We start from the raw sequence: 24,275 nt of genomic DNA on the forward strand, positions 1-24,275 counted from the left end.
TTTGACCTCTGTGAGGCAACCCGGCGAATCGCCAAGGGAGTGAACTCATGCAGCATCGCAATCTGGGCTCTGAGGGCCTACGCGTATCGGCGCTCGGCCTGGGGACCATGGGCATGTCCATGGCCTACGGCGCCTCGAACGACGACGAGGGCATCGCGACCATCCGCCGCGCCCACGAACTCGGGATCGACTTCTTCGACACGGCCGAGTTGTACGGCGCCGGTACCGGCAGCAACGAGATCCTTCTGGGCGAGGCAGTCAAAGACTTCCGCGACGAGGTGGTCCTGGCCACCAAGTTCGGCTTCGACATGACCGCCCCGGCGACCAGCCCCGCCTTCGACAGCCGCCCGGAGAACATCCGCAAGGTCGCCGAGAACAGCCTGCGCTACCTGAAGAGCGACCACATCGACCTCTTCTACCAGCACATCTCCGACCCCGACATCCCCGTCGAGGAAGTCGCCGGCGCGGTCGGCGAACTGATCACCCAAGGCAAGGTGAAGTACTTCGGCCTGAGCAACGTCGGCCCCCAGTACATCCGTCGCGCCCACGCCGTCACCCCGGTGTCCGTTCTCCAGTACGAGTACTCGCTCTTCGAGCGGGAGGTCGAGGAGAAGATCCTGCCCGTCCTGCGGGAACTCGGCATCGGCCTGGTGCCCTACTCCCCGCTCGGCCGCGGCTTCCTCACCGGCCAGGTCAAGCCCGCGAGCGAGTATGCGGCGGACGACATGCGCAGCTGGGACGAGCGCTGGCAGGGTGAGAACTACACGTACAACCTGCACGCCACGGAACAGCTGAAGGATCTGGCCGACTCCAGGGGCATCACCACCGCCCAACTCGCGCTGGCCTGGCTGCTGGCCCAGGGCGAGGACGTCGTGCCCATCCCCGGCACCCGCAGCACCAAGCGCCTCGAGGAGAACGCCGGCGCCGCCGACATCCAGCTCTCCGCCGCCGACCTGGCCCGCATCACAGAGATCCTTCCCCACGGCTCGGCAGGCAGCCGCCTCCCGGCCGCGGTCCTGTCCAGCTTCACCACGGACTGACCGCGTCGACAAAGGCGTTGAACAGGTCGGGACGCGGTGCCGTGGCCTGGCTGATCCTGGCTCGGCGCGAGTCCGGGTGTCGCCTCTGGGCACGCAGCCGGGCCCAGTGCTTCAGGCGGCGGCCGACCTCGGCCTCGTGGCCGTGCTCGGTGGGACGGTAGTAGTTCTCATGGCCCATGTCCTCGGGGAAGTATCCGGCGCCGAAACCGCGGTAGACGGCGTCGTACTTCGGGGCGGGCCAGGTAGACGATGGCCTGGGCGACGGCGAGTTCCCCCTCGGGCGAGCCGAGCCGCTCGTACATGTCCCAGGCGGCAAGGGCCTGCTGGGAGGCGCGCGGGTCGGCCAACCCACGTCCTCGCCTGCGAAGCGCAGCAGTCGGCGGGCGATGAACAACGGGTCCTCGCCGCCCTCCATCAGTCGCGCCAGCCAGTACAGGGCGGCGTCCGGGTCGCAGCCGCGCATCGCCTTGTCGCGTCCGCGATCTGTTCTCAGTCGTCCAGGACGATGACGTGCTTGCCCGGCGTGGTGCCGGACTCGACGTCGGCCTGGGCGTCACGGACCTGTTCCAGGCCGTGGTAGACCTTCGCGACCGGGACTTTGAGGCGCCCTGCGGCGATGGCCTGGAGCTGGTGGGCGAAGACGTCGGCCGGCAGGTCGGAGGCCTGACCGCCGTAGGACGTCAGCCGCACCCCGCTCGGGATCATGAACGGGCTGAAATCGGGGATCGTCCACTGGCCCGCCAGGGCTCCGGTGAAGCAGACCGTGCCGTGCCGGCGGACGGCGTTGAGGGTGTCGGCAAGGACCGAGCAGCCGACCAGTTCCAGTACGGCGTCGACGCCCTCCGGCATCAGCTCGCGCACCTGGTCGGCGATCGTGCCGCTGTCGACGAGGGGATGGTCGACGCCCGCGGCTCGCAGTTCCCCGGCCCTTTCCGGGCTGCGGGTGGTGGACAGTACAGTTGCTCCGAGGTCCTTCGCGATCGTGGCCGCGCTCAGCCCGACCGTGGAGGTCCCGCCGCGGATCAGCAGCGTCTGCCCGGCCTTGAGGTCCAGGCCGGTGGTCAGCGATCCGTAGGCAGTCTGGAACATCTCCGGAAGCGCGCCGACGACCTCCCACGGCAGATCGGTCTCAAACGGGATGACCTGGGTCGCGGGGACGGTGACGTATTGGGCGTACGCGCCGTCATAGGCGCGACCCATGCCGCCCATCATCGTGGCCACCTGCTGTCCCGGCCGCAGCGAACTGTTCTCGTCGGCCTCATCGACCACGCCGACACCCTCGATGCCGGGAACACGCGGGTAGGTGACCTCCGCGTCCGACTCGCCCTTGCGGGTGGTGACCTCGGACTCGTTGACGCCGAACGCCCTCACCCTGATCCGCACCCAGCCGGGCTTGCGGACGGGCATCGGCACATCCTGGATCTCCAGTGCGTCGAGGCCGCCGGGCCGGGTGACGACAACGGCCCGCATCGTCCCGGGTGCGGTGTCACCGCCTGCCGCTGTCGGTTGGCTCATGTCGAGTTCCTTACTCTGTTCGGCCCGTGGTGCGCTGTGCCGGATTGCCCGCCGATCGTCAGGGGCGGTCGATGCCCTCCCACAGGTCGAGGGCCTGCTGGTAGTGGGTTGTGGCCTCGTAGGGAGGGTTGCCGACGCTCTCCGAGGTGGGCCGGTCCGTGACGGCGGGCCACAGGCGAGTGTGCTCGCCCGTGACGAAGTCGAGGACGATGTCGCGGATACGCGTGTCACGCTCGGCCTGTTCGGGGCTGCGGCCCGGCTGTTCCTGGCCGACCAAGGCGTACATCTCGGTGCCGTGCACGGCGGGCGCACCCTCGGCGGGCCCGATCAGAAGGAGATGAGCGTCGCCGCCCGCGGCGGCATGGGCCAGAGCGCCGCGAGCGGCGGGGAGCCCGAAAATGTAGTCCGTCAGGAGGGCGGCGCGGACCTCGGCAGGGGTGCGCCCGTCCTGGTCGTAGACGTCGACGATCCTCTTGGCGCGGGAGCGGGGAATGCGCCACCCCGCGATCTCGTCGACGATGCGGTCGACGGTGTGCGGGTCGAACCGGTCGAGGTCGTTCGCCACCCACCAGCCCATGTCGTCGCTGGCCATGCTCAGCAGCACGTCGACATCACGGTGTGCGCCCGAGGCGAGTTCGTCCATGGGGTGGGCGTGCAGTACCGCGCCGGGCTGTCCGGTGTCCAGGACGACGCCGAGGCTCTTGCTGTCCATCCCGCCACGGACTCCGAGGTCCGTCGGGGTGACCTTGTGCAGGGCGGCCACGAGGGAGGCCGCATCGAGTTCGATCAGCTTGTCGGGGTTGTCCGCGACACCGAGTTCGGTGACGAACAGGTGGGCGAGTTCCTCGGCCCACCAGGCCGGCTGGAGACGCGAGGGCCCGGCGGAGAACCCGGCCAGCCGACGGTACAGACCGTTGGCGGAGGAGGCCCCGAGCAGCCCGAAGGTGGAGTAGGCTCCGCCGCTGTGGCCGTAGACGGTGACGTTGTCGGGGTCGCCGCCGAAGTGGGCGATGTTCTGCTTGATCCAGGTGAGCGCGGCGATGACGTCCTGAAGGCAGAGGTTGCTCGCCTCTGCGAGTCGCCCGCCGTACTGCGAGAGCGAGACCGCGCCCAGTGCGCCGAGCCGGTAGTTGATGGATACGCCCACCACGCGGCCCGACGCGGCGAGGCCGGAGGCGTTCGAGGTGATCTGTGTGTTGGCGCCGTACTCGAATCCGCCGCCATGGATGTACACGGCCACCGGCAGCGCGTTGCCGGCCGGCTGCTCGGGTGCCCAGACGTTCAGGTTCAGGCAGTCCTCGCCCATCCCGCTGTCCGCTTCGAGCCAGTCACCGCTGTCGGGCTGGACAGAGACGACGCCCTTGCGGTCATAGGGTCGGTCCGGATCGAACTGCGCGATCACGGGGCGGCGATACCGCTCGGCGGTGGCGTACGGGATTCCCCACCAGGACCGCACCCCTGGTGCCATCGGAGCCTTGGGCGTGGTCGCGGTCATGGCGTGAGATTCCTTCCGGTGCGGTTCAGGCTCAGGTTCAGTGTCTGGCCCGGCGTGTTGGCGGCTGATCCTCGCCGCGACGCTTTCCCAGCATTCCCTGGACTTCGGTAGATCGCCTGGCGGATAGCGGTCACCCGATGGTCACCAGGTGACACTTTCCTGATGCTCTTCTTCTCCGCGTGGCCCGTCGCCGCCGGACAGACAAGGGCGACCAGGCCCTGTCGTCAGCGGTTCCCTGGCTCGGCTCGCTGACTTTCCTACGAAAGCCGGTGCAGCACACAGCCCGAGCACGCACGCTGATCACGCGGCCGCAACGGGCGGTGACCTTCCCGGCCTCACCTAGGAACGCGAGCCGGTTGCAGAAGGCGATGCAGCCCCCCCCCAACGCGTCTCGCCACACCCGGTTACCTGACTTGTGCGCGAGGCAGTCGCACGACGGTGGCCCCCGCGGTGTCCGTGCCTGGCCTGCGCCCTGGAATTGCTGCGGAGCCGAAGTCATGGATGGGGTTTCGCTCTGCCCGTCGTTCACTGCGGGCATGGCTCAAGGCCCTCCGGTGTGGAGGGCCCTGGGCCGGTTGAGGAGCCGTGAACGAGCGGCGATTCAGGTGCTAGGCACCTCGTGAACCGCCTCCGAGGGGGCTCCCGCATGGACAGGCGGGACCGTGGGCCTCACGCCGTTTCGAGGAAGGGGTAGTCGGTGTAGCCCTCGGCACCCGGCCCGTAGAACAGTTCCGGCCGCGGCTCGTTCTCCGGGTGGCCGCCCTGCCAGCGCTGGACCAGGTCGGGGTTGGCGATGAGTGCCCGGCCCACCACCACGGCGTCGGCGTGGGCGGCCTCGATGTGCTGGAGCGCCTGCTCGCGGGTGGTCTGGCCCCCGAAGGGGCCGGTGTTGACGATCAGCTTGCCGTCGAAGCGCCGCCGCAACTCCTGTACCAGCTCGCCACCCGGCTCGGCGTGCAGTACGGAGAGGTAGGCCAGGCCCAGCGGGCGCAGTTGGTCCATCAGGGTGCCGTAGGTGGCCAGGACGTCGTCGCGGTTAATCTCGAAGACGTCCCCGAGGTCGACCTCCGGCGAGATCCGCAGCCCGACCCGCTCGGCACCGACGGCCTGGGCGACCGCCGTGACGACCTCGACGACGAAGCGGGCGCGGTTCTGCGGCGAGCCGCCGTATCCATCGGTGCGCTGGTTGGCCGCGGGGGAGAGGAACTCCTGGAGCAGGTAGCCGTTGGCGCCGTGGATTTCCACGCCGTCCGCTCCCGCGTCGATGGCCCGGCGGGCCGCGGCGACGAAGTCCTCCAAGGCTGCCCGGATCTCCGCTGTGGTCATCGCTTCCGGTACGGGGTAAGGCTGCTCGCCCTTCTCGGTGAACGTCTTGTTGTCGATGGCGATCGCACTGGGAGCGAGGACGCGTCGGCCGCCGTTGATGTCGGGGTGGGTGCCGCGGCCGGCGTGCATGATCTGGAGGACGATGCGGCCGCCCTCGGCGTGCACCGCCTCGAACACCCGCTGCCAGCCGGCCGCCTGCTCGTCGGTGGCGATGCCCGGCTCACCGACGTACCCCTGCGACGCGTGGTCGGGGTAGGTGCCCTCGGTGATGATCATTCCGACGCTCGCCCGCTGCCGGTAGTACTCGACCATCAGATCCCCCGGGACGCCGGAGGAACCGGACCGGACCCGGGTCAGGGGTGCCATGACGATGCGGTTGGCGAGCTCGATCTTCCCGAGGGAGATGGGGGAGAAAAGTGATGGAACGGGCGAGGCTTCTGAAATGTTGACAGTCATGGGTTTCTTTCTTTCTGCAATGCGGAGGGAAACGGGATGGTGGGATGACGGGATGAAGGTTTGCGGCGCAGAGGGTGCCCGCTGTTTCGGTGGAGGCACGGATGCGGTGAGAGTTCGCATTCCGTCGTCGGCGTCGGCGTCGATGCCGTTCAAGCACAACTGCCTGAAGGAGTAGGGGCGTTCGCTCCCTGCGCACGATCAGCAGTCAGCCGGGTGACAAGGCCATGGGTGCGACCTCAGCGATCCTGGTCTGCACCGGCGAGGCGCTTCCGGCGGTTGATCGTCGCTCGGACAGCCTGCTTCGCGAACGCGCGAGGCTAGCCGAGCGCTACGTCCGCGACACCCTTGAGGTGGCTGAACGTCTCGAGGGAGTACCGGCCGTGGTACCGGCCCATGCCGCTTTCTCCGACGCCGCCGAAGGGCAGACCGGGCATGAGCAGCTGCATCACCGGCTGGCCCCAGGCGACGCCGCCGGAGGAAGTCTCGTTCACCAGGCGCGACTTGGTGGCCTCGGACGTGGTGAAGGCGTAGAGCGCGAGGGGCTTGTCGCGTTCGTTGATGAAGGCGATGGCGGCATCGAGGTCTTCGACTTCGACGACGGCGAGGATCGGACCGAAGATCTCCTCCTGCATGACCGGGGATGCGGGGTCGACATCGGTGAGTACCGTCGGTGCGATGAACAGGTCGTCACGGTCGTGCTGGCCTCCCACCGCCGCCTGGCCGGAGTCCAGCAGACCGGTGAGGCGGTCGAAGTGCCGTTCGTTGATGATCCGGCCGAAGTCGCCCGCGCTCTGCGGGCTGGAGCCGTACTGGGCTTCGACCGCCGCGCGGAGGGCGGGAACCAGTGCGGCGGCGGTGGCAGGATCGGCCAGAACATAGTCCGGGGCTATGCACTGCTGCCCGGCGTTGCCGAACTTGGCGCCGACCAGTCGCTTCGCGGTTTCGTCCACGTCGGCGTCGGGCGCCACGAAGACCGGCGACTTGCCCCCGAGTTCAAGGGTGACCGGGGTGAGGTGCTTGACCGCCGCCGCCATGACGATCCGGCCGACCGCGCCATTGCCCGTGTAGAAGATATGGTCGAAGCGCTGTGCCAGGAGGGCCGTGGTCTCCTCGGCACCCCCCTCGACCACGGTGAGCACGTCGGCGTCGAAGTACTGTCGCAGAAGGTGTGAAGCCACCGCCGATGTGTGCACCGAGATCTCGCTCGGCTTGGCCACCACCGTGTTTCCGGCGGCCAGTGCGCCGATGATGGGGTCGATGAGAAGGTGCAGCGAGAAGTTCCACGGAGCGATCACCAGGACGACCCCGAGCGGGTCGTACGTGGTGTATGCCGTCGTCGTGGGACCGAGGTAGGCGGGAACCTCCACCGGGCGAGGCTCAAGCCAGCTCTCGAGATTCGCCAGCGTCTCGTCGATGTCCGCGACGGTGAAGTCGATCTCCTGCATCTTCGCCTCAGCGGAGTTCTTCCTCAGATCCGCCCAGAGCGCTTCGAGCAGCTCCTGCTCGTTCTCCACCAGCAGCGCGCGCAGCCGTTGCAGCTGGCTGACGCGCCAGTCCAGTCCGCGGGTGACGCCGGTGTTGAACGTCGCACGAAGGCGGCCGACCACCTCCGCGGCCGTTTCGCTCTGGCGCGTCCTCGATTCGATCCCCTGCGTTGCGGTCATGGGGTGTGCTCCGTTCCTGATGAAAGCCACGCCCCGGCTGCCTTCCAGCCGGGAACGGTTCCCAGCGTGCTGGACCATCCGGCATTCACCCAGGTCACGGCTTTGTGTACATCCGCTGTGCCTACCCCTGGTTGGTGCAGGCTGGTCGGCGTCCGACCGTGGATACTCGAAGGCATGGACGAATACCCCGAACCGGTGCACGAGCCCGCCGACGGCGCTCTGGACCCGCGTGCCGAGCTCAGCGAGTTCCTGCGCACCCGCAGGGCCCGGCTGAAGCCGGAGGACGTGGGCCTGCCGGACTTCGGACGGTACCGGCGGGTGCCGGGGCTCCGCCGCGAGGAGCTGGCGCAGCTGGCCGGGTTGTCGGTGGGGTACTACACGCGCCTGGAGCAGGGCAATGGGCGGCACGTGTCGGCGGAGGTCCTCGATGCCATCGCCCGCGCGCTCAGGCTGAGCGACGCGGAGCACGCCCACCTCACACACCTGGCCAAGCCGACACGGCAGAAGAAGAAGCCGGCCGGCCGCACCCAGCACGTGCGAGGCCCCCTGCGGACGCTACTGGACACCATGGACGGCGGTCCGGCGATCCTGGTGGGGCGGCGCTCGGACATCCTCGCCTGGAACCGGATGGCCGCGGCGGTCTTCGGCGACTGGGCCGAGCTGCCCGCGCACGAGCGGAACTGGGCGCGGCTGGTGTTCCTCAGGCCCGAGTACCGCGACCTGTTCGTGGACTGGGAGCAGAAGGCGAACGACGTCGTCTCCCAGCTGCGCATGGACGCCGGCTCCCATCCCAACGACCCCCGGCTGTCCGCGCTGGTGGGCGAACTCTCCGTGAAGAGCGAGTACTTCCGGCGGCTGTGGGCCGCCCACGACGTCAAGGACAAGTGCCACGGCTCCCAGCGCCTGCACCACCCGCTGGTCGGCGAACTCGACCTCCACGTCGAGTCGTTCCACCTGGCCGACGACCACGAACAGATGCTGCTGACGTACCACGCCGAACCCGGTTCCCCGTCCGCGGAGGCACTACGACTGCTGGCCAGCTGGGGCACCGACGCGACAAGGGCGGGCGCCGGAATGCCGTCGGCACGCACGACCTGACGACCAGCTGATCATGGGTAGTTGGCCGTGCGCCGGGGCCGGCGTCCATGAGCGTGCCGTGGCCTCCGCACCGGGAGCCCGGGTTAGTCAGAGGGTGTTCCAGAACGCGCAGCGGTGGCGAAGCTCCGCCGTGCGGGTAGGGGCGATGCGGTCCGGCGCCAGGGACTGCACCGTCCGCCGGGACCAGTGCGGGGACGACGGGCCGTTGGGACTGCCGGTCCGGGCGAAACGGGTCCAGTAGTCGATCATGGTGTCGGCCAGCCGGTGCTGTGCCGCGGTCAGGTCGCGAGGGCGGCCACCCAGGTCGAACAGGTACGGCAGCTCGCTGGCGTGGGGCGCGCCGAGCGGGAACGGTGGTGTGCCGGGGATGGGCGGTGGGGCCTGCTCGTCGGCGAACTCGTAGCGCCAGGTGGGTACTTGGGCCGCCAGCAGGGTGCGGGTGCGTGCCGTCGGGCAGGCGAAGTCCGCGTCGCCGATGACGGCGCCGAAGACCGGGCCTCCGTCGCTGCCGTGCACCGGATATGCGCGGACGATCGCCTCGGCCTGGCCAGGGGCGGGAAAGAAGGCCGACACGACGTCGGGCCAGGTCTCGGTGGTGACCGGGTTGCCGGCCTGGATGATCCCGGCGGCCCAGCCGTTGCCCTCGTCGTGGTTGTTGCCGATGAGGACGGGGACGTGGTGGTAGCGGCCGGCGGCGATCGCCGCTGCGGGGTCGTCGGGCAGCAGTTGTGTGTCGTAGGCAGGCTGTTGATCGGTGGCCTGGGCCGCGAGCAGGCGCGGGACGGCGACGCGCCGAAGGCAGGGGAGGGCATCGCGGGGAGCGGCGCAGCCGACCTTCGCCGCCAGGTCCTTGCCTGCGGCGCGCGCCGTGGCCAGGGGAGCGGAGGACGGGGCGAACGGGTGATCGGAGGTGCCGGTGCAGGGGCCGCTCTCGATGATCGCGCGGTCGAAAAGGCCCTGGGCGGCGGGGGAGGCGAGCTGGGCGCAGACGCTGTAACCGCCCGCCGACTCACCAGCCAGTGTCACATTGTGCGCGTCGCCGCCGAAGGCCCCGATCTCGGCGCGGACCCAGCGCAGTGCGGCCTGCTGGTCGGCCAGTCCGAACGTACCGGAGCCGGGCAGGCTGTCGTGCGCGAGGAAACCGAGGGCGCCGAGACGGTAGTTGACGGTGACGACCACGACGTCTCCCCGGATCGCCATGCGGTGGGCGTCGTAGGAGCTCCCCGCCCCGGTGGTGAAGCCGCCGCCGTGCAGCCACACGATCACCGGCCGGGGGTGTGCGGATTCCGCGCCGTCGGGTGCGGTGACGTTCAGATGGAGGCAGTCCTCGTCGGTGCTGCCGCCGGGCACCTCTCCGGCCGTTTGCGGGCAGGCACTCGCGGGCCGCGTCGCGTCCCGCACCCCGCGCCAGGGAGCGGCGGGACGGGGCGGCGCCCAGCGCAGGTCACCCTTCGGGGGCGCCGCGTACGGGATGCCCTCGAAGGTGCGATAGCCGTCGCGCGAGTTCCCCCGCACGACCCCGGCATCGGTGCGTACCTCTGTGGCGGGCCTGGGCGTCGGCGTGGTGGTGGTCCAGGCTGTCGCCAGTACGGCGCTCAGGGCGCAGCCCAGGGTGGTCAGGACGCGGTGTGTGCGCATGGTCTTCCACTCCCCGTTCGGTGTTGGGTCAGCCGCCGCCCATGCCGCCCCGGGCGGCGACCATGGTCATCGGCAGCGTTCGTACGGCCTTCTCCAGGCCCGGTGCGAGGGCGGCGAGCGAGCGCGTGCAGGCGTCGATACGGGCCCGGTAGGTCCTGCCGTCCTGACGGGAGACGACCGAGCGGATACCGCCCGCCGCGGCGAGCGCCAGCAACGCGGCGTCAGCCGCCGGGATGTCCCTGACCGGGCCGTCCCCGCACAGCGCCGCGGACACCCGAGCGCGTACCACGGCCGTCACGGCACGGTCAGTCACCGCCAGCCTGCGGGTGCCGAAAGGAGTGCGGCGCGCGTTCGGGGTGAGCAGCCGCGCGGCGACGAGCCGGTTCTCCACCTCCGTCAGGGTCGGCCTGCGGTGGCGGCGCACGAGATGCTTCCAGCTGTGCCCGGCTGCGGCGTCGCGCAGCACACCGTCCAGGACGGGATCGCCGGTCGGTTCCGTGCCGGACACGGTGACCGTCCCGTCGCGCTCCTCCAGCCGGCCGCGCGACGCTAGGTCGATGAGGGCGGCGGCCCGCACCAGGAACCCGGTGCGGGAACGGTCGTAGGGGCCCTCGGACGCGTCGTCGTGGGCGAGCAGGTACATGAGGCAGGGCAGGTCGTCGATCACATCTCGACATTAGGGCGGTACGCCCCGGCGCCGGATCGGCCACAGGAACGGCACCCCGTTGGGAGCGGGGGAGGACCGCGGCCTTGTCTCCTCCTTGAGGAGGAGGTCCCGTCTCAGGGGCGGCGCGGTCGCACGAGGCCGTGGTCGTAGGCGGCGACGACCGCGTGGACACGGTCGCGCAGTTCCAGCTTGCGCAGCACCGCGGTGACGTGGTTCTTGACGGTGGCTTCCGACAGGCGCAGGCGCTCCGCGATCTCCGCGTTCGACAGCGCCTGCCCGATCAGGGTGAGCACCTCCCGCTCACGGCCGGAGAGGTCCCCCAGCGAGGGCGGCGGTGCCTGGTCGGGCGCGGTGCTCAGGAACCGGTCGAGGACGCGGCCGAGCACGGCCGGAGCCAGCAGTGCGTCTCCGCGCGCGGTGACGCGGATCGCGTCGACGAGTTCGCCCGGACGCATGTCCTTCAGCAGGAACCCGCTGGCCCCGGCCCGCAGGGCGGCGACCACGTGCGCGTCGATGTCCCAGGTGGTCAGCACGAGCACTCTCGCGCTGCTCCCGTCCGTCACGATCCGCCGGGTGGCCTCGATGCCGTCCAGCACGGGCATGCGTACGTCCATCAGCACCACGTCGGGTGCCAGCTCCCGGGTCAGCCGCACCGCTTCCCCGCCGTCCGGGGCCTCACCGACCACCTCCAGGTCGTCCCTGGCATCGATGATCATGCGGAATCCGGTACGGACCAGGGCCTGGTCGTCGGCCACCACCACCCGGAGTGTCATCGCGTGCCCTCCACCGGCAGCCGTGCCGCCACCTCGAACCCGCCGCCGGTCAGTGGACCGGCACGCAGGCTGCCTCCCACCAGCCGTACCCGTTCCCGCATCCCCACAAGACCGCGCCCCGCGCCTGCCGAAGCCGAACTCCCTTGTGGTGTACGGCCGTTGTCAGCCACCGTGACCTCCAGGCACTCCCCGTCGACCGTCACGCGCACGCTCACCTCGTCGGCGCCGACCGCGTGGCGCAGCGTATTGGTCAGGGCCTCCTGGACGATTCGGTACGCCGTCAGATCCACCGTCGCCGGCAGCCCTTCGAAGACACCCTCGCGATGCACGCGCACCGTCATCCCGGTCGCGCGCACGCTGTCGGCCAGCTCGTCCAGGCCCGAGAGCGAGGGCCCCGGCTTCCGCCGCTCCCACACCGCGTCGTCCCGTACGTCCTCGGGCCCGAACGCGCTCAGCAGGAGCCGCAGTTCGCCGAGCGCCGAGCGGGCACCGGTCTCGATGGCCCGCAGCGCCTGACGGGCCTGGTCGGGCCGCTGGACGAACACATCGTCCGCGGCACTCGCCTGAATGACCATCACCGACAGCGTGTGCGCCACCACGTCGTGCACCTCGCGCGCGATCCGCGCCCGTTCCTCGACCACGGCCCGGTCCAACTCGGCCGCCACGCGAGCCCGCTGTGCCCGGCGCCACTGCCCCGCGGTCCACGCGAGGACCACCGCCAGCAGATAGACCGTCACCCCGGCGGGGCCTCCGCCCGCCCCGAACGCCAGCGGCACCAACAGGCACATCGCCGCGAGCGCCCACACCGACACCCGGCGCGGCCCGGTGGCCGACAGCACACACAACACGACCTGCGCCGCGAGCAGCGCCCCCGTCAAGGTCACCGCCGGCAGCAGCGCCCACACCCCGATGCCCGTCGCCGCCGTCACGCACAGCACGGCGACCGGAACGCGCGCCTGCCACCTCAGCGCCCCGACCTGCACAAGAACCAGCGCCAAGGCCACGGGCCGTCGCCAACCGTGATCAGCCCCCGCCGCGAACACCGAGGTACCCAGCACGCCGAGCACCAGCCCGGCCGACCCCCACCACAACGACCGCACCGCCCGCACCGACATCCCACTCCGCGCCGCCTCCGCGAACACGACACCCGGCTGCCCACTGCTACGGTCCACCAGCCGACCCTATCCACGAGGACCGCCGGGGACGGGGAGATCCGCCTTCGGGGTCAGCTCCTGGTCCGGAAGGGGCGGGGCCGGAGCGGGTGCGTGGCAGAGGAAGTCGGCCGCCACGCAAGTAACGCCCGGCTGCACACCAGCCTCCCGGTTCTCGCTGGAGACGGCGACTTCCACGGTGGGCACGATTACCCATCCGCTCCTCTGCGACGTGAGAAGTCGAAGTTCGCACGGCGGCCGTTGACCTGTCGGAGCGACGCGAGTCCTCGGGCGACAGCCGCCGGTGCCGGGGAGCCGCCCCATTGCGAGAGCGCGCGGAGTTCACCGCTCCACGTGCCGCGCCTGTGGCGCATCTTCCCGCGGTGGTGCGTGTGTGGAGCCGAGGAGCATCTGGATGTCGTCGGCGATTCCCGCCGTGTTGGTCAGGCCGAAGCCCACGCGCTGAAGCAGGCACCCGTGCAGCAGGGCCATCACCGCCCGCGCTCCACGCTCGGGCTCCACGGCGAGGGGGACGGCGCCGGCGGCCTGGCCGCGGCGAAGCGCGTCGGCGATGCTGGACAGCACTCCTTGGAAGCCCTCGACGGCACGTGCGCGCACCGTCTCGTTGCGCAGCAGTTCCGACCAGCTCTGGACCCCGCAGCGCAGCAGTTCCTCGACCGGCACCTCGCTCCCCGCGGGATCGATGATGGTGTCGGTGCTCAGCGCTTCGAGGGAGGCGGCCACCAGGTCGGCGGGGGTGGCGTGGTCGGCTGTCGCCGCCAGCTGCTGGACCGGGGCGAAGACGAGCCGGAAGGCGTCTTCCGCGATGGTGAGGATGATCTCGTCCTTGTTCGCGAAGTACCGGTAGGCCGCCCCTGCGGACACACCGGCCTCCGCGGCGATGTCGGGCATGGAGGTCTGGTGGAAGCCGTCGCGCGAGAAGCAGCGCCGCGCCGCCCCCACGATCTGTGCGCGCCGGGCCTCGCGACGCTCGGGAGTGATGCGCGGCATGATCCAACCTCCAACGTGAACACTCATTCATCTTGACAGTCCGGGCCGGGCGGCTCCACCCTATAGGTGAATGGTCATTCACGGAAACAGGGGATCTTGTATGAGCACACCACTGCGCATCGCCACCTACGCCTATGAGCACACCGAGGCGCTGCTCGATGGCCGCGTCCCGATCGAGGGGGTGAGCGCCACTTTCGAGTCGGCTCCACTGGTGTCGGACATCTTCCGGCGCACCATCGAGGGGCGCTACGACGTCTCCGAGTACGGACTGACCTACTTCCTGCGCACCTTCGACCTCCAGGACTCGCCGTTCCTCGCACTGCCGATCTTCCCGAACCGGAACTTCCGGCACTCGTCGGTCTTCGTGAACACCTCGGCGGGCATCGAGAAGCCGCAGGACCTCGCGGGCAAGACGATCGGCGAGTTCGCGATGTTCGGACACGACCCTGGCGTGTGGATGAAGGGCATCTTCTCCGACGAGTACGGCCTGACGCCCGATCAGTCCCGCTGGGTCATCGGGGGCACCGACCACCCCATCCCCGCCTTCGACTGGCTGCCGCAGCCGGTGCCGGAAGGCGTGGACGTGCGGCACACCGCCGGCGACGAGACGCTCGGCGCGATGCTCGAATCCGGCGAGATCGACGCGCTCATCTCGGTCGACGTTCCCCAGGCATTGCTGAACGGCTCGACGAAGATCGCCCGGCTGTTCCCCGACTACGAGACCGTGGAGCGCGACTACTTCCGGCGTACCGGGATCTTCCCGCAGATGCACATCGTCGCGGTCCCCAGGGAAATGGCTACGGAGACCGACCTGCTGAAGTCGATCTACCGCGCCTTCTGCAAGGCCAAGGAAGTCGTTCAGCAGAAGTACCGCCAGGGTGCGCTGAAGCAGCACATGGGCGTCGTCACCCCCTGGTTCAGCAAGCACTTCGAGGAGAACCGAACGCTGCTGGGCGAGGACTGGTGGCCCTACGGCCTCGGCGCGAACCGCAAGGCTGTCGACACGTTCCTGCGGTACCACTACGAGCAGGGCCTGTCGAAGCGGTTGCTGACCAGCGAAGACATTTTCGTTCCCGCGCTACTCGACACATGATCATCACGGCAGCCAGGTCGGCAGGATCAGAAGCCTCGTGAGGGCGTACCTGGAGATGGTCGTAGCCGGCCTGCGTGTCGGGACACTCCGAGCGCTCGCGCGGATCAAGTCGACCGCACCTCCATTGATCGCCATGGTGGGCCTCGGCGGCACGCTCAGGCCGGCTCTGCCGAACAGGCCGCCGCCCTGCCGTAGTGCCTGCCTTTCTTCATCATCTCGGCCCGCGCCAGTCGCATCTCACCGTGTATCAGTTCCATCAACTGCTGTGTGGCGCGCTGCACCCATTCCCCGACCGGTTCCTCAGGGGCGCCACCGTGCTTGCTGCTGGTGCCGGGCGATGGCCATCGGGTATCCCGAATAAGTGAAAGCGACATGGGCCGGGCCCAGCCCGGATGCGCAGCCATCCGTTGCGGCGTGTGTGAGGTTTCGGATCACGGGCACTCGCCGTTCAGAGCGAGACGTTGTCGAATTGCACTGAGGGAGCATTTTCATGAGTGGCAGCATCTGGGGCTATCAGCCGGTCGCCGGTCACACCGCAGGCGCCGATCTGCGCGGTTTCAAGGTGGAAGCCACCGACGGCAGCATCGGAAAGGTCGACAAGCACGTCGATGATGTCGACTCCTCGTATCTGGTCGTCGACACCGGGGTCTGGATCTTCGGCAAGCACGTTCTGCTGCCGGCAGGCACCGTGAGCGCGATCGAACAGGCTGAGCGGAAGGTCTACGTCAGCCTCACGAAGGACCAGATCAAGAACTCTCCGGAGTTCGACAAGGACAAGCACGAGGGCGACGCGGCCTACCACGAGCAGGTCGGCGGCTACTACACCGGGCACCGCCCCGTATGACTTCCAACGCCTCGCGGCCCGCACCGACGCAGTCTTTCATCGGTGCGGGTGGCGTGAGACTGACGATACCGATCGTCGGCGTGAGGCCGGCGATACCGACAAAACGATGGTCCGGAGGTTGATGAACATGGTTCCCCTGCTTCTAGTGCTCCTGCTGGCCTTGATTCTCTTCGGTGCGGGATTCGCACTGAAGGCTCTGTGGTTCGTCGCGATCATCGTGTTGGTGGTCTGGCTGGTGGGATTCATCGCCCGGCCCAAGGGTGGAAGCGGCCGCTGGTACCGCTGGTAGCCGCTGCGAAGGAATTCCCTGAAGATGTGGGCCCCGCTCGTGAGAGCGGGGCCCACATCTCTTTTCCTGTTCGGCTCTTTCCACGCTCAGTTCGTGGCGTACCAGCTTTTCTCGAACTGGGCAAAACCCTCGGGTTCCAAGGTGCCGGTGGCGTCGGTGAAGTCCATGCCAACGTACTTGAGTGGAGCGAAATGGGGTGCTTCAGCCGAGCCCTGCACGCGCTCGTGTGCCCCGGCCCTCACGTGCCCTCGCGGCTCAGGAGTCCGGCCCTGGCTTCGGCGACGCCGCTGTAGACCGGGAAGATGACGTTGCCGCCGGTGAGGGTGAGCAGACGGGTGACCTGCGCGGGCGGTGCGGCCAGCGCCAGTTGTCCGCCGGACTCCTCGGCACGGCGGCGTAGGCGCAGAAGCGCGTTGAAGCCCGACGAGTCGCAGAACGTGGTGCCGGTCAGGTCCAAGACCAGGAGGGGGCTGCGCGAGATCGCCTTCAGCGCCTGTCGGTACACGGCGGGGGCGGTCCCTGCGTCCAGGTCTCCGGTCACCGTGGTGACGGCGACGAGACCATCGGGTTCGTCGGTGACATTCTCCTGTGCGACATTGCTGCTCACGATCGGGTGCTCCTGTGCTCAAGGGGTGCGCTTCCGGGGCGTGCCGAATCGGACAGGCGACGAGTGGCCCAAGGATCGTCGATCCCAGCCTTTCAGCGACCTCGTGTCCGTCTTCTTCGGGATTCCCCGTTGACGAGTACCCCGTCTGCTCTTGCGAATGTCCCCCTGCGGCGATCTTCAGGACAGCCCCGCCTGAGGCGCCCGGACGTCGGCGGAGTTCGTCCTGTGGATCTCGCACCGGCACCGCCGGTGTCGAGTCGGTGGTGTCAGTTCCGGGCGAGCTGATCGGCGAGACGGCGGGCCTGGGCCAACATCTCCCCGTGGGTCGCCAGGGCGTCGGGGTCTTCCTGCACGGCGCCGGGCAGTTGCCGGCGGAGTTCGTCGAGACTGTGGCGCAGATTGTCGACTGCCCGGCGCAGAGACTCGTCGGCGCTCCGCTCGGCGGGGGCCGCCGCGAACCTGGTCTGGCCATAGAGCCCGAGCGCATGGCCCGTGTGACGCAGGAAGGCGGCGAAGGGCCCCGTGATCTGTGGGTCGGTACGCACCGCGGTGTCGTCGTCAGCGGCGATCTCCAGCACGGTGCGTGTCACGCCGGCGATGTGCACGGCGGCCTGGTCCAGCACGGTCAACGCGTCGTCGTACCTCTTGCCCGCCCGGGGGATGCCGCCCGCACCGAGCCCGCGATGGTTGCCCCGCATGCTTTCGCGGCTCCAGCCGATCGCGGAGCCGGCCTGACCGACCAGCCGTTCCAGCCGCAATGCCCGCTCGTGCCAGCTCCCTGCCAGCGCGGTGTCCCACCGACCGTCGGCCAGACGGTCGGCCATCCTGTACAGGATCTCCTGAGCCTCATGGGAGACGTCCAGCAGGGCGGACCGGGCGTCTCGCAGATACACCGGGGGTCGGATCAGCGCGTTGACCGCGATGCCGACCGCCGCACCGAACACAGCCTCCCCGATCCGCGCCCCCGACGCAGCCACGCTCACCTGACCGTCGGTCAGGACGAACAGGGCGCCCGTGGCGGCGTAGATGCCCTGACTGCCCAGGCGCCGCCACTGCGCCAGCAACAGCACGGCCGGAAGTACCACGGCCATCGCGATCATCGTGCTGCTCAGCTCCAGCGCGACGGCTGTTGCCACCACCGTGCCCATCGCGATCGCGGCGACCTGTTGCAGACCGTGCGCGAGCGACCGGTACACGGTCGACTCGACCAGTACGACCGCCATCCAGGGAGCGACAAACGCCACCGGCGCCCGCAGCCACCACCCGGCCACCACCCATGCCAGGCAGGCCGCCAGCGCCGCCTTGCCGGCCTGCGCGGCCAAATCGCGTTCACGCCCTGGCTCCGTCCACGCCCGCCGTACGGCCTCTGCCACGGCCCCACTGCGGCGCCGGAGCACGTCGGCGGTCTCACCTGTCCATCCCATGTGTCCCGTGTGCCACGAACGGCACTCGGGATGCATGCCTGCGCCGCGATCACGAGAGGTGGCTTTACCCATGACTGGCGACGTGGTGCACGGGGCCGCGGGCCTGGCCACGGCGCTGCACGAGGGGCGCCTCGCATACCTTCCGCAGGACCGGACCGCTGCTGTCGATGAGCCCCAGACCAACTGCGGCCGGACGCCGGAATGCCGAAAAGCTATGACCCCGCCGAGCGCGGTGTCACTCCGACTCTCCCCGGGGGTTGTAGACAGCCACCTCGCCCGCGTCGAGGGCTTCCCGGTAGGCGCGGAACACGGCCAGCGCCTCATCACGGAGCTGGTCTTGTACGACGTCGATGCCGCGGGTCTCCAACTGTTCGGCCCAGTCCGCGCCGAGCGGGCCCTCGTCGAAGGTGGTGAGGTCCTCCAGTTCCGGGCCCGCTCCGGCGATCACGAGGCGACGCACCCCGGACCACATGGTGGCCCCGTAGCACTGGACGCACGGACGCCAGTTGACGATGAGTTCGTGAGCCGGCAAGCCGTGGGCGCCCAGGTCCCAGCCGCCTACCGCCGTCTGGGCGAGGCTGAGTGCGACGATCTCTGCGTGGGCGGCGGAGACACCGGAGGCGAGGACGACGTTCACGCCCACCGAGATGATCCGGCCGGTGTCCTGCTCGGCGACCAGCGCGGCGAACGGACCGCCGTTCCCCTCGCGCCAGTTGCGGTCTGCCAGCCGGTGCACGAGCCGCATCCGGGCAGCCCGGTCAGGGATGGTGGCGGGCACGGCGGCCAGCTCGTCGTCGAGCCACGCGGGTAGCGAGACGCGGAACTCCCTGGGGATTCCGGGCATGTGAGGACTGACTTTCTGTCGGGAGTGGGCGGGGGCGGGCTTCCACCGGTGATCGATGCGTGCGGTGACGATCCGGGCGGTGGTGCACCCGCCGACGCGTTGAGGCACCGATGGGCAGCGGGACGCTCACGGTCGCGGGGTGGATCTGGCCGGACCAAGCGGGCGACTACGAGCGGTGATCACGCGACCAGTGACTCGCTGCCCTGCCCCTGATTCTTGTCGCGACGGCATCGCGCCGCGTCCGATCTCGCCTCGGCCAGGACACGGTCCGCCGCCGCGATGGCGTCTTGGATGTCCTGTGTCTCGGTGACCGCGCACAAGGTGCGCGCGATCTCTCCCAGTCTGAGTCGTCTGGCGGTCGTGTCGTCTTCAAGGATCCGGGCACACGCCTCCGCGTACCGGGCCAGCAACGCACGAAGAACCTTGGGACGGGCGGTGATCATAGGAAGAGGCTCCCTGTTCTCAAGTGACACGTTCTTCACGTAACGCGCTGTCCGTGTGTCCCGTCACCCACATCTCACGCATGGCCGTATGGCGGTGCGGCCGCACATGACGGATCTCATCGGTGGCGCGAGCGGTGGGGGTGAGCACCAGGCGAATACGGCGACGCTGGACGGCCGTGGTGATCCGGTCGGCCGCTCGGACCGCGTCCGGCATGACCTGCTCCCGGGTCGGTGGCGTGGCCGTCTGCCTGTCCTCGCGTCGTTCAGATCGCGTGCGGCCGTGTCCGCGCCGGGGTGACCGGCGAATGGTCTTCGTCCGCCGGTTCCTCGCACAGGCGGGCGAGACGGGCCAGCATCGGGCGGCTTCGCCACCACTGCGCGGCGTCCAGCAGCGGGTTGTGAAGGGTGGCACCCGCGCCCCGCAGGGGGTGTTCGTCGAGGATGATCAGCGTGTGCCCGCCCCAGGGGCGGAGCTCCATCGCGATCCGGGCGGTTCCCAGCGGGCCGCTGTGTGCCTCCAGTTCGAGGAGGGCGGGCGGTTCGCTGCGGCGTACGACGGTCCGGTTGTGCAGGGTGAGCGGCCCGATCCTCACTTCGTAGCGGAGGGCCGCCCCCAACTCGGGCCAGTGCCCCTCGTCCAACTCGGCCCGTGAGGTACCCACGACCCAGTCGCCGTAGTGATCGACGTCGGACAGGATTTTCCAGACGTCCTCGGGTGAGGCCTCTATCAAACGGTGCCGTACGGCCATGGGGTCCTCCGCCCGTCGAGATCCAGCGTCCGCTGCGGCGAGTTCCCAGCCCGGGCCCTCCTACACTCTCCCGCCCGGAGACCGCGGCGGTGTCGGCGCCGACCCGCTGGGAGGACAGGGCGCTCACGCCCGCGAGCCGTCTCGCTTCATTGCGCCACATGGCCCCACCAGTGTGTCAGCCGTCATGCCGGGGGCACTCGGGGGCGACGGCTGACGACAGGCCGACTGCTTGAGTGCCGATCGCCTCGCGCGCGGCGCCACCTCTGCGACAGATCGGAACCCGATGAGCGAGAAGAAGAACCCCTTGTCGGCCGCAGCCGACAAGGTGGTCGAGAAGGTCCAGGAAGCCGTTCGGTCCGGTAACGAGATCCCTGGCGCACCGGCCCCCGTGCCGCCCTCGGTCGACGAACCGACGGAACCCGCCGGGCCGCTCCCGCCCAAGCCCGACCAGAGCGGACCGGACACCTACAGCCCCACCGGTCAGGAGACCGGGATCCCGCAGAAGCAGGTCGCGCAAGGCGGCGAGCGGCTCACCACCGCACAGGGGGCCCGGCTGTACGACACGGACCATTCCCTCAAGGCAGGACCGCGCGGCCCGGTGCTGCTTCAGGACCACCATCTGCGGGAGAAGATCACTCACTTCGATCACGAGCGCATCCCCGAGCGGGTGGTGCACGCCCGTGGCGCCGCGGCCCACGGTGTGTTCCGTGGATACGGCGCCGCCGCGGGGATCACCAAGGCGGCCTTTCTCGCCGAGGGGATCGAGACACCGGTGTTCGTGCGCTTCTCCACCGTGCTCGGCTCACGCGGCTCGGCCGATACCGTGCGCGACACCCGGGGCTTCGCCACGAAGTTCTACACCGATGAGGGTGTCTTCGACCTGGTCGGCAACAACATGCCGGTGTTCTTCATCCAGGACGCCATCAAGTTCCCCGACATCATCCATGCCGGCAAGCCGCATCCGGACCGGGAGATCCCGCAGGCCCAGAGTGCGCACGACACCTTCTGGGACTTCGTCACGCTCCACACGGAGGCGACCCACCACACGCTGTGGAACATGTCCGACCGTGGCATCCCGCGTTCCTACCGGATGATGGAGGGCTTCGGCGTCCACACCTTCCGGCTGGTCAACGCCGAGGGCGCCACGACGCTGGTGAAGTTCCACTGGAAGCCCAAACTGGGTGTCCACTCGCTGGTCTGGGAGGAGGCGCAGATCACCGCGGGTGTCGACCCCGACTTCCACCGCCGCGACCTCGCCGACGCGATCGAGGCGGGCGCGTTCCCGGAGTGGGAGCTGGGCGTGCAGACCTTCCCCGACACCGAGGACCAGATGTTCGAGGGCATCGATCTTCTTGACCCGACGAAGATCGTCCCCGAGGAACTGGCCCCTGTGCGCCCGATCGGCCTGATGACCCTCAATGCCAACCCGTCGAACTACTTCGCCGAGACCGAACAGGTCGCCTTCCACGTCGGACACCTGGTCCCCGGCATCGACGTCACCAACGACCCGCTGATGCAGGGACGGCTCTTCTCCTACCTCGACACCCAGATCACCCGACTGGGCGGACCCAACTTCGGGCAGCTCCCGATCAACCGGACACACGCCCCCGTCAACGACATGCTGCGCGACGGCATGCACCAGACCGCCGTGCACAGGGGCGTGGCACCGTACCGGCCGAACTCCCTCGACGGCGGCTGCCCCTTCCTCGCCGGCGCCGAAACCGGGGCGTACATCGAGGTTCCCGTCGAGGTCCCCGCCGCCCGCAAGGTGCGGGACGCGGCAGCCTCCTTCGACGACCACTTCAGCCAGCCCCGGCTGTTCTGGCTCAGCATGTCGCCCACCGAGCGCGAGCACATCGTCGCCGCCTACACCTTCGAACTCGGCAAGTGCTGGGAGACGGCCATCAGGGAACGGGCCCTGAAGGTGCTCGCCAACATCGACCCGGACCTGTGCGCGCAGGTTGCCGCCGGCCTGGGCCTTCCGGTCCCCGAGCCGACCGTGCCGCCCGCGGTGGTCCAACCGAGCCCCGCGCTCTCCCAGTTGGGCGGCGACTGGCCGGTCAAGGGCCGGACCGTCGGCATCGTCACCAGCGGCACGGACGACATGGACGGCGTACGCGAAGTACGGCGGGCTGTCCTGGACGCGGGCATGGTTCCACTGGTCGTCGCGCCCACCGGCGGGACGCTGGACGAGGCCGGCGACCCGGTCACGGTGCAGCGCACGTTCGCCACCGCCCGCTCCGTCGAGTTCGACGCGATCGTGCTCGCCGGGGCGCCTACTCCGGCCGGTGACGCCTACGGGGCCCGCGATGCCAAAGCCGACGACGACGCAGCCCTGGCGCTGGCCATCGACCCTCGCCTGGTGTTGATGCTCACCGAGGCCTACCGCCACGGCAAGGCCATCGGAGCCTGGGGTGAGGGAGCAGCGGCCCTGGAGGCAGCCGGATTCCCCGAAGGTTCCGCCGGAGTGGTGTTCAGCGAAGCACCGGCCTCGGTGCTGCCGGCCGTGACCCGTCTCCTCGGGGGACACCGCGCCTGGGGCCGCTTCGCCCCCGCTCTGTAATAGGCGGCACCAGTTCACAGAACAGGGAGACGCAGTCGTGAGCATGAAAATGTGGGGCTACCAGTCGGCGGTCGGCTACACCGGGAGCACCAGTCTGATCGGATACCGGGTCGAGGCGACCGACGGCGATATCGGCAAGGTCGACAAGCACTCCGACGACGTCGGAGCCGCACACCTCGTGGTCGACACCGGGACGTGGATCTTCGGCAGGCACGTCCTGATCCCCGCCGGCCTCGTCACCGACATCGACACGGCGGAGGAGAGGATCTACGTCGACCGCACGAGGGAGGAGATCAAGAACGCTCCCGAGTTCGACGCGGACAAACACACGGGTGACGCGCAGTACCAGGAGCAGCTGGTCGGCTACTACGGCGGTCACCGTGCGTGAGACCTGAGCCGGGTCACGCCGGGTGGGCCGGAGCAGCCGCTCCGGCCCACCTTTCTCGTGACGCCGCGATCCCGCGCACCCACCCGCTGAGCCGCCGCCCGGCCGTCAGCTGGACGACCAATATGCGCAGCACTGGATCGACCTGGTTGGTCCGCCGGGCAATCCCCTTGTGAGGAACTTCGGCGGGCGGTGCCTTCCTTCCTCGCACCGGCGACATGCTGATGAGTACGCAGCATGAGGGAGTACACCGCCGACCAGCGGGGTTGACGCGTCCAGATGGTCTTCTACGGCCCGAAGTCTTCCGGCGGATTCGGCCGATGCGCCCCGTCAGTACGCGCAAACGCGCCAATGCACTGCACTGACGCCGTTGTAACATGTCATCTAATCGATGACAGGTGCGCTGTCATCGGCACGATGACAACCTGAGGGGGGTACCCGTGGCCGCAGCCGAACAGTCGATCCCAGCCAGGACCGACGCTCGCAGCCCTGCCTCCTTCCTTGCCGCGGCAGCTGCTCTTGCCGCCATAGAGGATGCGCTGCACGACGCACAGCACGAGACCCCCGAGGCTGACATGCCCCGTCCCGAGCAGGCGCTGGCCTCCTTGACACTGTTGCGTCAGGTACGCGAGCAACTCGCCGGCTGGGAGACCAGCCTGATCGAAACAGCCCGCGATGCCGGCGCCAGCTGGGCCGACCTCGCCGGACCCCTCGGCGTTGCCAGCCGACAGGCAGCGGAACGCCGATACCTGCGCGGCCGCCCCGGTATGGCCGGCACCACCGGCGAGGAGCGCGTTACGGCCACCCGTCAGGCCAGGGCTGCCGAACGCGCCACCGCTACCTGGGCCCGCGCCAACGCCGCCGACCTGCGTCGCCTCGCCGGAAGGATCAGCGCCCTCGACCATCTCGGCCCCCAGGCGCGCGCGGTTCAGGCCGCCCTGCATACCGCTCTCGGCGCCGCCGATGCCGCCGAACTCGTGGAGCCCCTGGCCCGCATGCGTCCCTACCTCGATGCCCGCGACACCGGCCTCGTCGCAGGACTGGATGCCCTCGAAGGGAGGCGCACGGCGGCAATCACCGACGATGACTGACTCCTGCCGTGCACAGTCGCATCACGCGGGTGCGGTCCGGCCCGCCGTGAGCCAAGCCGATGGCCCGCAAGGGTACGGCTCGGCTCAAATCCAAGTTCAAGTTCAAGTC

At 69.4% G+C, this 24,275-nt stretch carries 24 protein-coding genes and 1 pseudogene; 8 read left to right on the forward strand and 17 right to left on the reverse strand.

The annotated features are described in order from the left end of the window. Positions 1-47 precede the first annotated feature (47 nt). Positions 48-1,040 carry an aldo/keto reductase gene (locus ACIRB1_RS37085; RefSeq protein WP_403468614.1) on the forward strand — a complete coding sequence of 331 codons (993 nt, stop codon included), beginning with the start codon at positions 48-50 and terminating at the stop codon, positions 1,038-1,040. On the opposite strand, the gene ACIRB1_RS37090 is transcribed toward ACIRB1_RS37085, so the two are convergent. The 6 genes and pseudogenes from ACIRB1_RS37090 to ACIRB1_RS37115 form a co-directional block, all read right to left on the reverse strand. Next, on the reverse strand, positions 1,027-1,218 hold the full coding sequence (locus tag ACIRB1_RS37090) for a hypothetical protein (protein ID WP_403468615.1): 192 nt from the start codon (positions 1,216-1,218) through the stop codon (positions 1,027-1,029). The two genes, ACIRB1_RS37085 and ACIRB1_RS37090, sit on opposite strands and share 14 nt — an antisense overlap. After that, positions 1,208-1,503 (reverse strand): annotated as a pseudogene (locus ACIRB1_RS37095) (hypothetical protein). Before ACIRB1_RS37095 ends, ACIRB1_RS37090 begins: the two are co-directional and overlap by 11 nt. 26 nt (positions 1,504-1,529) lie before the next feature. After that, entirely contained in the window at positions 1,530-2,555 is a 1,026-nt protein-coding gene (locus ACIRB1_RS37100) for an alcohol dehydrogenase catalytic domain-containing protein (RefSeq protein WP_403468616.1), read from the reverse strand. Between the two features lie 58 nt (positions 2,556-2,613). Then, positions 2,614-4,050: a carboxylesterase family protein gene (locus tag ACIRB1_RS37105; protein WP_403468617.1), complete on the reverse strand. Its 1,437-nt coding sequence runs from the start codon at positions 4,048-4,050 to the stop codon at positions 2,614-2,616. 669 nt (positions 4,051-4,719) lie between these two features. Then, the gene (locus ACIRB1_RS37110; protein WP_403468618.1) at positions 4,720-5,832 is read right to left on the reverse strand and encodes an alkene reductase; all 1,113 of its coding nucleotides are present in this window, start codon (positions 5,830-5,832) and stop codon (positions 4,720-4,722) included. A 317-nt stretch (positions 5,833-6,149) separates the two neighbouring features. Further along, complete coding sequence (locus ACIRB1_RS37115) at positions 6,150-7,496, reverse strand: aldehyde dehydrogenase family protein (RefSeq protein WP_403468619.1); 1,347 nt, start codon at positions 7,494-7,496, stop codon at positions 6,150-6,152. Between the two features lie 174 nt (positions 7,497-7,670). On the opposite strand from ACIRB1_RS37115, the gene ACIRB1_RS37120 reads away from it, so the two are divergent. Beyond that, positions 7,671-8,594, forward strand: a complete 924-nt coding sequence (locus ACIRB1_RS37120) for a helix-turn-helix domain-containing protein (protein ID WP_403468620.1) — start codon at positions 7,671-7,673, stop codon at positions 8,592-8,594. A gap of 87 nt (positions 8,595-8,681) precedes the next feature. On the opposite strand, the gene ACIRB1_RS37125 is transcribed toward ACIRB1_RS37120, so the two are convergent. The 5 genes from ACIRB1_RS37125 to ACIRB1_RS37145 form a co-directional block, all read right to left on the reverse strand. Further along, positions 8,682-10,232 carry a carboxylesterase/lipase family protein gene (locus ACIRB1_RS37125; protein WP_403468621.1) on the reverse strand — a complete coding sequence of 517 codons (1,551 nt, stop codon included), beginning with the start codon at positions 10,230-10,232 and terminating at the stop codon, positions 8,682-8,684. Positions 10,233-10,260: 28 nt separating this feature from the next. After that, complete coding sequence (locus tag ACIRB1_RS37130) at positions 10,261-10,899, reverse strand: GPP34 family phosphoprotein (RefSeq protein ID WP_352182842.1); 639 nt, start codon at positions 10,897-10,899, stop codon at positions 10,261-10,263. Positions 10,900-11,012: 113 nt separating this feature from the next. After that, positions 11,013-11,672, reverse strand: a complete 660-nt coding sequence (locus ACIRB1_RS37135; RefSeq protein ID WP_352182843.1) for a response regulator transcription factor — start codon at positions 11,670-11,672, stop codon at positions 11,013-11,015. Next, positions 11,669-12,844, reverse strand: coding sequence for a histidine kinase (locus tag ACIRB1_RS37140; protein WP_352182844.1), 1,176 nt, complete (start codon positions 12,842-12,844; stop codon positions 11,669-11,671). Before ACIRB1_RS37140 ends, ACIRB1_RS37135 begins: the two co-directional genes overlap by 4 nt. Positions 12,845-13,165: 321 nt before the next feature. Then, the gene (locus ACIRB1_RS37145; RefSeq protein WP_352182845.1) at positions 13,166-13,834 is read right to left on the reverse strand and encodes a helix-turn-helix domain-containing protein; all 669 of its coding nucleotides are present in this window, start codon (positions 13,832-13,834) and stop codon (positions 13,166-13,168) included. Positions 13,835-13,934: 100 nt separating this feature from the next. On the opposite strand from ACIRB1_RS37145, the gene ACIRB1_RS37150 reads away from it, so the two are divergent. The 3 genes from ACIRB1_RS37150 (at position 13,935) to ACIRB1_RS37160 (ending at position 16,060) form a co-directional block, all read left to right on the forward strand. Beyond that, positions 13,935-14,927: a 4,5-dihydroxyphthalate decarboxylase gene (locus ACIRB1_RS37150; protein WP_403468622.1), complete on the forward strand. Its 993-nt coding sequence runs from the start codon at positions 13,935-13,937 to the stop codon at positions 14,925-14,927. A gap of 490 nt (positions 14,928-15,417) precedes the next feature. Next, positions 15,418-15,771: a PRC-barrel domain-containing protein gene (locus ACIRB1_RS37155; RefSeq protein ID WP_352182848.1), complete on the forward strand. Its 354-nt coding sequence runs from the start codon at positions 15,418-15,420 to the stop codon at positions 15,769-15,771. A 127-nt stretch (positions 15,772-15,898) separates the two neighbouring features. Further along, entirely contained in the window at positions 15,899-16,060 is a 162-nt protein-coding gene (locus ACIRB1_RS37160) for a hydrophobic protein (protein WP_403468664.1), read from the forward strand. Between the two features lie 238 nt (positions 16,061-16,298). Here the strand turns inward: ACIRB1_RS37160 and ACIRB1_RS37165 are convergent, their stop codons facing one another. The 6 genes from ACIRB1_RS37165 to ACIRB1_RS37190 all read right to left on the reverse strand — a co-directional run bounded on the left by ACIRB1_RS37165 (position 16,299) and on the right by ACIRB1_RS37190 (position 20,127). Then, the gene (locus ACIRB1_RS37165; RefSeq protein ID WP_352182850.1) at positions 16,299-16,667 is read right to left on the reverse strand and encodes an STAS domain-containing protein; all 369 of its coding nucleotides are present in this window, start codon (positions 16,665-16,667) and stop codon (positions 16,299-16,301) included. Positions 16,668-16,933: 266 nt separating this feature from the next. Further along, positions 16,934-18,091 carry an aromatic acid exporter family protein gene (locus ACIRB1_RS37170; protein WP_403468623.1) on the reverse strand — a complete coding sequence of 386 codons (1,158 nt, stop codon included), beginning with the start codon at positions 18,089-18,091 and terminating at the stop codon, positions 16,934-16,936. 235 nt (positions 18,092-18,326) lie between these two features. Further along, positions 18,327-18,935, reverse strand: coding sequence for a nucleoside deaminase (locus tag ACIRB1_RS37175; protein WP_403468624.1), 609 nt, complete (start codon positions 18,933-18,935; stop codon positions 18,327-18,329). Between the two features lie 179 nt (positions 18,936-19,114). Next, complete coding sequence (locus tag ACIRB1_RS37180; RefSeq protein WP_403468625.1) at positions 19,115-19,378, reverse strand: DUF5133 domain-containing protein; 264 nt, start codon at positions 19,376-19,378, stop codon at positions 19,115-19,117. A 19-nt stretch (positions 19,379-19,397) separates the two neighbouring features. Beyond that, complete coding sequence (locus ACIRB1_RS37185; RefSeq protein ID WP_403468626.1) at positions 19,398-19,592, reverse strand: hypothetical protein; 195 nt, start codon at positions 19,590-19,592, stop codon at positions 19,398-19,400. A 49-nt stretch (positions 19,593-19,641) separates the two neighbouring features. Beyond that, positions 19,642-20,127, reverse strand: a complete 486-nt coding sequence (locus ACIRB1_RS37190) for an SRPBCC family protein (RefSeq protein ID WP_403468627.1) — start codon at positions 20,125-20,127, stop codon at positions 19,642-19,644. A 283-nt stretch (positions 20,128-20,410) separates the two neighbouring features. On the opposite strand from ACIRB1_RS37190, the gene ACIRB1_RS37195 reads away from it, so the two are divergent. From ACIRB1_RS37195 to ACIRB1_RS37205, 3 genes are all read left to right on the forward strand, one after another. Then, the gene (locus ACIRB1_RS37195) at positions 20,411-22,690 is read left to right on the forward strand and encodes a catalase (RefSeq protein WP_403468628.1); all 2,280 of its coding nucleotides are present in this window, start codon (positions 20,411-20,413) and stop codon (positions 22,688-22,690) included. A gap of 37 nt (positions 22,691-22,727) precedes the next feature. After that, positions 22,728-23,078, forward strand: a complete 351-nt coding sequence (locus tag ACIRB1_RS37200; RefSeq protein ID WP_403468629.1) for a PRC-barrel domain-containing protein — start codon at positions 22,728-22,730, stop codon at positions 23,076-23,078. 437 nt (positions 23,079-23,515) lie between these two features. Next, on the forward strand, positions 23,516-24,166 hold the full coding sequence (locus tag ACIRB1_RS37205) for a type III effector protein (RefSeq protein ID WP_403468630.1): 651 nt from the start codon (positions 23,516-23,518) through the stop codon (positions 24,164-24,166). Positions 24,167-24,275 lie beyond the last annotated feature (109 nt).

Origin of the sequence: Streptomyces sp. NPDC096013 (assembly GCF_044763565.1) — a bacterium.
Lineage (GTDB): Bacteria > Actinomycetota > Actinomycetes > Streptomycetales > Streptomycetaceae > Streptomyces.

What these genes read in the sequence shown, in the direction of transcription:
- ACIRB1_RS37085 (WP_403468614.1), top strand. Translation starts at nt 48, where the DNA reads ATGCAGCATCGCAATCTGGGCTCTGAGGGCCTACGCGTATCGGCGCTC.
- ACIRB1_RS37090 (WP_403468615.1), bottom strand. Translation starts at nt 1,218, where the DNA reads ATGGGCCATGAGAACTACTACCGTCCCACCGAGCACGGCCACGAGGCC.
- ACIRB1_RS37100 (WP_403468616.1), bottom strand. Translation starts at nt 2,555, where the DNA reads ATGAGCCAACCGACAGCGGCAGGCGGTGACACCGCACCCGGGACGATG.
- ACIRB1_RS37105 (WP_403468617.1), bottom strand. Translation starts at nt 4,050, where the DNA reads ATGACCGCGACCACGCCCAAGGCTCCGATGGCACCAGGGGTGCGGTCC.
- ACIRB1_RS37110 (WP_403468618.1), bottom strand. Translation starts at nt 5,832, where the DNA reads ATGACTGTCAACATTTCAGAAGCCTCGCCCGTTCCATCACTTTTCTCC.
- ACIRB1_RS37115 (WP_403468619.1), bottom strand. Translation starts at nt 7,496, where the DNA reads ATGACCGCAACGCAGGGGATCGAATCGAGGACGCGCCAGAGCGAAACG.
- ACIRB1_RS37120 (WP_403468620.1), top strand. Translation starts at nt 7,671, where the DNA reads ATGGACGAATACCCCGAACCGGTGCACGAGCCCGCCGACGGCGCTCTG.
- ACIRB1_RS37125 (WP_403468621.1), bottom strand. Translation starts at nt 10,232, where the DNA reads ATGCGCACACACCGCGTCCTGACCACCCTGGGCTGCGCCCTGAGCGCC.
- ACIRB1_RS37135 (WP_352182843.1), bottom strand. Translation starts at nt 11,672, where the DNA reads ATGACACTCCGGGTGGTGGTGGCCGACGACCAGGCCCTGGTCCGTACC.
- ACIRB1_RS37145 (WP_352182845.1), bottom strand. Translation starts at nt 13,834, where the DNA reads ATGCCGCGCATCACTCCCGAGCGTCGCGAGGCCCGGCGCGCACAGATC.
- ACIRB1_RS37150 (WP_403468622.1), top strand. Translation starts at nt 13,935, where the DNA reads ATGAGCACACCACTGCGCATCGCCACCTACGCCTATGAGCACACCGAG.
- ACIRB1_RS37155 (WP_352182848.1), top strand. Translation starts at nt 15,418, where the DNA reads ATGAGTGGCAGCATCTGGGGCTATCAGCCGGTCGCCGGTCACACCGCA.
- ACIRB1_RS37160 (WP_403468664.1), top strand. Translation starts at nt 15,899, where the DNA reads ATGGTTCCCCTGCTTCTAGTGCTCCTGCTGGCCTTGATTCTCTTCGGT.
- ACIRB1_RS37170 (WP_403468623.1), bottom strand. Translation starts at nt 18,091, where the DNA reads ATGGGATGGACAGGTGAGACCGCCGACGTGCTCCGGCGCCGCAGTGGG.
- ACIRB1_RS37175 (WP_403468624.1), bottom strand. Translation starts at nt 18,935, where the DNA reads ATGCCCGGAATCCCCAGGGAGTTCCGCGTCTCGCTACCCGCGTGGCTC.
- ACIRB1_RS37180 (WP_403468625.1), bottom strand. Translation starts at nt 19,378, where the DNA reads ATGATCACCGCCCGTCCCAAGGTTCTTCGTGCGTTGCTGGCCCGGTAC.
- ACIRB1_RS37185 (WP_403468626.1), bottom strand. Translation starts at nt 19,592, where the DNA reads ATGCCGGACGCGGTCCGAGCGGCCGACCGGATCACCACGGCCGTCCAG.
- ACIRB1_RS37190 (WP_403468627.1), bottom strand. Translation starts at nt 20,127, where the DNA reads ATGGCCGTACGGCACCGTTTGATAGAGGCCTCACCCGAGGACGTCTGG.
- ACIRB1_RS37195 (WP_403468628.1), top strand. Translation starts at nt 20,411, where the DNA reads ATGAGCGAGAAGAAGAACCCCTTGTCGGCCGCAGCCGACAAGGTGGTC.